Below are 5720 nucleotides of genomic sequence, written 5' to 3'. Positions count from 1 at the left end.
GCTACACGCTGGTCGAGCTGGTGTCCGGCTTCACCATCGGCGCCATCATCGGCCTGGTGCTGGCCGCCGTCATCACCCAATTCCCGTTCGCAGAGAAGATCGTCGCGCCTTACATCCTGCTTCTGGTCACCACGCCGATGCTGGCGCTGGTGCCGCTTCTGATCCTGCGCTTCGGCTTCGGCTACACGCCGCGCATCATCGCGGTGGCACTGGCCGCCGGGCCGATGGTGATGATCAATGCGGCGACAGGCTTTCGCCGCGTCGACAGCGCCAAGATTGCGCTGGCGCGTTCCTATGGCGCCAGCACCCTGCAGATCTTCTGGAAGATCCGTGCGCCGATGGCGCTGCCGATGATCCTGGTCGGGCTGATGATCGGCGCCATCTTCGGCCTGCTGACCGCGGTCGGCGCGGAAATGGTCGGCGGCGGTTTCGGCCTCGGCAACCGGCTGACCACCTATTCGTCGATGATCCAGATGCCGCAGTTCTTCGCAGTGGTGCTGATCCTGTCGACGCTCGGCATCCTGATCTACGTGCTGTTCTTCCTGATCGGCAAGAAATGGGCGAGCTGGGAGGCTTGAACACAGGGATATGACGGCGCCCGGGAGGCGGGCGGCAAGAAACTGACATCAAACAAAAAAGGGGAATGCCATGACCAAAGAGAACTCGATCAACCCGGCGGGGATCAGCCGCCGCTACTTCCTGCAGGTCACCGGCGCCGGGCTGGTGACGGCGACGGCGCTTGGCGCCACCGGCCTGAAGGCCAGGGCCGAACCCTACGGAAAATTCACCTGGATCTCGCCGCGCGGCACGCTCGAAGTGCTCGACGACTATCCCTACTGGGCGGCCAAGAAGGCCGGCTATTTCGACGGGCTGGACACCGACATGCAGCCGGGACCATCGGACGGCACCGCGACGGTGAAGTTCGTCGATGTCGGCCAGGCCGATATGGGCTTCCCGTCGCCCGGCGTGTTCTCCTTCGCCATCCAGAACGGCATGAAGCTGAAGTCGGTGTTCCATATGGGCGCGCGCGACACGTTCAGCATCGCCTTCCGCAAGGGCGAGGGATCGAACGACCTGAAGAAGCTGGAAGGCAAGACCATCCTGCTCGGCTCCGCCGCCTGGCAGTCGATCACCGACCCGCTGCTGGCCGCGCAGGGCGTCGACATCAAGAAGGTGAAATATGTCGAGGCCGGCTGGCCGACCTGGGGAACGGCGCTGGCCGGCGGCCAGGGCGACGCCGCCCTGTCGTGGGAAGGGCTGCGCGCCGAATGGATCGCCAAGGGGCTCGACTTCGAATACTGGCTCGGCGTGCAGAATTCGAAGCTGCCGGCCAACACCTTCGTCGTGCGTGCCGCCGATCTCGAGGATCCCGACCGCAAGGCGTTTTTGGAAAAGTACCTGCGCGGCTGGGCGATGGGCCTCGAATTCGGCTACCAGAATCCACGCGCGGCGGTCGAAGCGGTGTTCGAGCAGTTCCCGACGCTGGCCAAGAATCTCGGGCCGGAGCTCGGCACCACCTCGATCCTGCAGCAGATCAACGTTTTCCGCGGCGACATGGACAAGCGCGGCGGCTGGGGCTCGCACGACATGGCGAGCTGGCAGGGCTTCTTCGACGAAATCCACAAGATCGGCCAGATCACCGCTCCGGTGAAGGCCGAGGATGTCTGCACCAACGATCTGATCGGCCCGGCCAATGATTTCGACAAGGCCAAGGTCAAGGCCGATGCCGACGGCGTCAAGCTGTCGGAAGGTTTTGCCGCGCTCGATGTCGAGAAGATCAAGGCGCATCTGTTCGATTCGGCGGTGAAGTAGGGCTGCGCAACGGGTCATGTCGGCCGCCCTCCATTACCCTGCCTTGGCTCCTTTCCTCTCCCTCCGGAGGGGGGAGAGGTGGCGCCGCGAAGCGGCGACGGAGTGGGGAAAGGCGTTCGTCAAACGCGCAGTCGCCACAAGACAGGCACAATCTGACGAGCAAGAGACCTCAAGCGCGCGGCGAGGGTCTCGACCCCCACTCCGTCGAGCTTCGCTCGACACCTCTCCCCCGATCGACGGGGGAGAGGAAAGGGCCGGGCAATGAGCGGCGGCGCTGACCTGAGGTGATTGTCTCGGATAGACATACGAGCGGCAACCGATCGCCGCGCACAATTCAATCAAAACCTGGGAGATATTCGGTGTCCGACAAGGTAAAAGTGCTGGTGGTGGGTCTCGGCAATATGGGTGCGTCGCATGCCAGCGCCTATCACCGGCTCGACGGTTTCGAGATCGTCGGCATCATGAGCCGGTCGATCAAGAGCAACACGAAGATTCCGGAAGAGTTAGCCGGCTACCCACTCTACGAGGATTTCGACCAGGCGCTGAAGGAAACAAAAGCGGACGCCGTCTCGATCAACAGCTGGCCGAACACCCACGCCGAATACGCGCTGAAGGCAATCGCCGCCAACTGCCATGTGTTCATGGAAAAGCCGCTCGCCACCAACAACGAGGATGCCGAGAAGGTGGTCGCGGCGGCGCGGGCCAAGAACCGCAAGCTGGTGCTCGGCTATATTCTGCGCGTGCATCCGTCGTGGATCAAGTTCATCGAGGTCGGCAAGACGCTCGGCAAGCCGCTGGTGATGCGGCTCAACCTCAACCAGCAGAGCAGCGGCAGCGCCTGGCACTGGCACAAGAACCTGATCGATTCGCTGATCCCGATCGTCGATTGCGGCGTCCACTATGTCGACGTCATGTGCCAGCTGACCGGCGCCAAGCCGGTGCGCGTGCACGGCATCGGCGCCAAGCTCTGGGCGGAAGCCGACAAGCAGAATTACGGCCATCTGCACGTCACCTTCGATGACGGTTCGGTCGGCTGGTACGAGGCGGGCTGGGGCCCGATGATGAGCGAGACGGCCTATTTCGTGAAGGACGTCGTCGGCCCCAAGGGCGCGGTGTCGATCGTCGCCGGCCAGCAGGCAAGCAGTGTTGCCGAGCTGGCAGAGGTTTCGAATTCCGCCGACATCGACCGCCACACCAAGACCGATGCGCTGAAGATCCACTATGCCGCTGTCGACGGCGACAAGAATTTCTCCAAACCCGACGAGATCGTCAGCATGGAGGACGAACCCGGCCACCAGGAACTGTGCGATCGCGAGCAGGCCTTCTTCCTGCGCGCCATCCGCGAGGATCTCGACCTCACCGAGCAGATGGATGCGGCGGTCAACAGCCTGCGCATCGTGCTGGCCGCCGAGCAGAGCATCGCACTGGGACGGACCATCGACCTGGCCTGAAGTCGCGCCAGCCCCCCTCATCCGGCCGCTTCGCGGCCACCTTCTCCCCGTTGGGGAGAAGAGGGTGGCGCTGGCGCTGCAAGTCTCCTCTCCCCTCGGGGAGAGGTCAGCCGAGCGAAGCGGAGGCTGGGTGAGGGGGCCGATGCCCCAATACAGTTCTCCGCAGGAGCAGCATCAACACAAGCTATCCGCCGAAGGAGAGAGATATGGCCGCCGTCACCGACAGTCTGCTGAAAACCTATGCCGAGTCCGACGCGCTGGACCTTGCGGCGCTGGTGAAGCGCGGCGACGTTACCCCGGCGGAGCTGGTGGAAGCGGCGATCACGCTGGTCGAGCGGCTCAACCCGACGCTCAATGCGGTCATCCATCGCCTCTACGACATGGCGCGCGGCCAGGCGCAGACGGTCGACACATCAGCGCCCTTCGCCGGCGTGCCATTCCTGCTCAAGGAGCTGGCCTCGTCCTGGACCGGGGCGCCGAACACCAACTCCTCATTCTACCTGAAAGATGTCGTCGCCGATTTCGACACCGAAGTGGTTCGCCGCATGAAGGCGGCCGGGCTGGTGCTGGTCGGCAAGTCGAACGCCCCAGAAAATGGCTGGTCGATCACCACCGAGCCAAAGCTCTACGGCGCGACGAAGAACCCGTGGAAGGAAGGCATCACGCCCGGCGGCTCCAGCGGCGGAGCGGCCGCGGCGATTGCTTCGCGCATGGTGCCGATCGCCGAAGCCAGCGATGGCGCCGGCTCGATCCGCATCCCGGCCTCCTGCTGCGGCATCGTCGGCCTGAAGCCGTCGCGCGGCCGCGTCAGCCTTGCGCCGTTCGGCGACTATTGGTATGGCGGCGCCTATTTCCTCTGCTGCTCGCGCACGGTGCGCGACACGGCGGCCTATCTCGACGCGGTCGCCGGCGCGCTGCCGGGCGACCCCTACACGCCGCCGGTTCCTGATGGCAGCTGGCTCAGCCTGTCGGCGCGGGCGCCAACGAAGCTGCGCATCGGCTTTTCCGTCACGCCGCCCAACGGCACCGCGATCGATCCGGAGGTGAAGGCGGCGGTGCTGGAGACCGTGGCTGTACTCGAGCGGCTCGGCCACCATGTCGAGGAGCATGACATGCCGCTCGACGCCGATGCTGTGTGGAAGACCTACACCAACATGACCTGCGTGCAGACGGCGGCGACCTTCGACTACCTTGAAACGGTGATGGGGCGGTCGGTGACACCGGGCGATGTCGAGGCGGTGACCTTCGCGATCATCGAGCGCGGCCGTGCGACCAGCGGCACCAGGCACATCTCCGACGTCGAGCAGCTCAGGCAGGTCGGCCGCGACATCGTCGGCGACCTTGGCGCCTACGATCTCTTCATCACCCCGACGCTGACGCAGCTGCCGCGCCCGCTCGGCTATTACGACATGTCGGAGACGGATATCGACCGCTACAATGCCAAATGGACGGACGCGGTGTTTGCCTTCCCCTTCAACATCTCCGGCCAGCCGGCGATCTCGCTGCCGCTCGGCTGGTCGAAAGACGGCGTCCCGATCGGCGTGCAGCTGGTCGGCCGCTACGGCGACGAGGCAACGGTGCTGGCCGCGTCGGCGCAGCTGGAACAAGAGATGCCGTGGAGGGGGAGAAGGCCGGCGGTGAGTGGTTAGGTGCTTGGCACCCCACCGCCGAGTTCCGTGGCGCCCCCTCTGTCCTGCCGGACATCTCCCCCTCAAGGGGGGAGATTACGCGCTCAACAGCCTTCGCCAAATCATCTACACGGTAAGGTGGGCGAGACGGCGAAGCTGCCAATCTCCCCCCTTGAGGGGGAGATGCCCGGTAGGGCAAGGGGGGCGTAGAGCGCTGTCCCTGCAGTGACCCGCCTCGTTATCCAATCCTCTCCAGCCGTCGCGGCAGCCTGTTCATCGGCTTGGGCCCGTCCGGCGTGATCAGGAACTGGTCCTCGAGATTGAAGCTGGCGAGGCCGTCTATGTAGAGCGGGATCTCGAAGGCCAGCACCATGCCGGTTTCGATCACGACATCGCTGTCGGCGGCGATGAACGGCCATTGTTCGGAAAACACCGACTGGCCGACGCCATGGCCGAAATGGCCGCGGCGGTAGGTGCGCAGCCCTTGCCGCGCCAGGCTGTCGGTGGCGACGCAATGCACGTGGGCGAGCGTGGTTCCCGCAACAAGGGACGCCAGCCCGTCGTCAAAGGCCCGCTCGGCAATGGCGTGCAGTTCGGCCTGCTCGGCGGATGGCGGCCCGAAGGTGAAGTTGCGCGACATGTCGGAGGCGTAGCCGCCGACCGTGCAGACCATGTCGCACTTCAGCGGATCGCCAGGCATCGCTTTCGCATCGGCATCTTTGGCCCGAGCGCCCAGCGTCACATATTCGGCAGTTTGGACCGGATGAGACAGGCCGGACGCGGCCGTGGCGACACCTTGCCGGTAGAGGGCAATGAGATCGGCCTGGCG

5 protein-coding genes are annotated in these 5720 nt (G+C 64.8%); 4 read left to right on the top strand and 1 reads right to left on the bottom strand.

Features of this window, described 5'->3' with window-relative positions:
* The 4 genes from ENZ75_RS18605 to ENZ75_RS18580 all read left to right on the top strand — a co-directional run.
* The coding region (locus ENZ75_RS18605; RefSeq protein WP_128278231.1) for an ABC transporter permease subunit at positions 1-578 on the top strand (578 nt) is incomplete at its 5' end.
* A 70-nt stretch (positions 579-648) separates the two neighbouring features.
* The gene (locus tag ENZ75_RS18600) at positions 649-1812 is read left to right on the top strand and encodes an ABC transporter substrate-binding protein (protein ID WP_013528758.1); all 1164 of its coding nucleotides are present in this window, start codon (positions 649-651) and stop codon (positions 1810-1812) included.
* A gap of 359 nt (positions 1813-2171) precedes the next feature.
* Entirely contained in the window at positions 2172-3263 is a 1092-nt protein-coding gene (locus ENZ75_RS18585; protein ID WP_063169586.1) for a Gfo/Idh/MocA family oxidoreductase, read from the top strand.
* Between the two features lie 206 nt (positions 3264-3469).
* On the top strand, positions 3470-4912 hold the full coding sequence (locus ENZ75_RS18580; RefSeq protein ID WP_063169585.1) for an amidase: 1443 nt from the start codon (positions 3470-3472) through the stop codon (positions 4910-4912).
* Between the two features lie 217 nt (positions 4913-5129).
* Here ENZ75_RS18580 and ENZ75_RS18570 read toward each other — a convergent pair.
* Positions 5130-5720, bottom strand: a 591-nt coding sequence (locus ENZ75_RS18570) for a M24 family metallopeptidase (RefSeq protein ID WP_164887863.1), incomplete at its 5' end; no start/stop codon positions are given.

This window comes from Mesorhizobium sp. M7A.F.Ca.CA.002.04.1.1, from assembly GCF_004022805.1.
GTDB classification, from domain to species: Bacteria; Pseudomonadota; Alphaproteobacteria; order Rhizobiales; family Rhizobiaceae; genus Mesorhizobium; species Mesorhizobium ciceri.
This window is presented reverse-complemented; position numbering and strand designations above follow the sequence as displayed.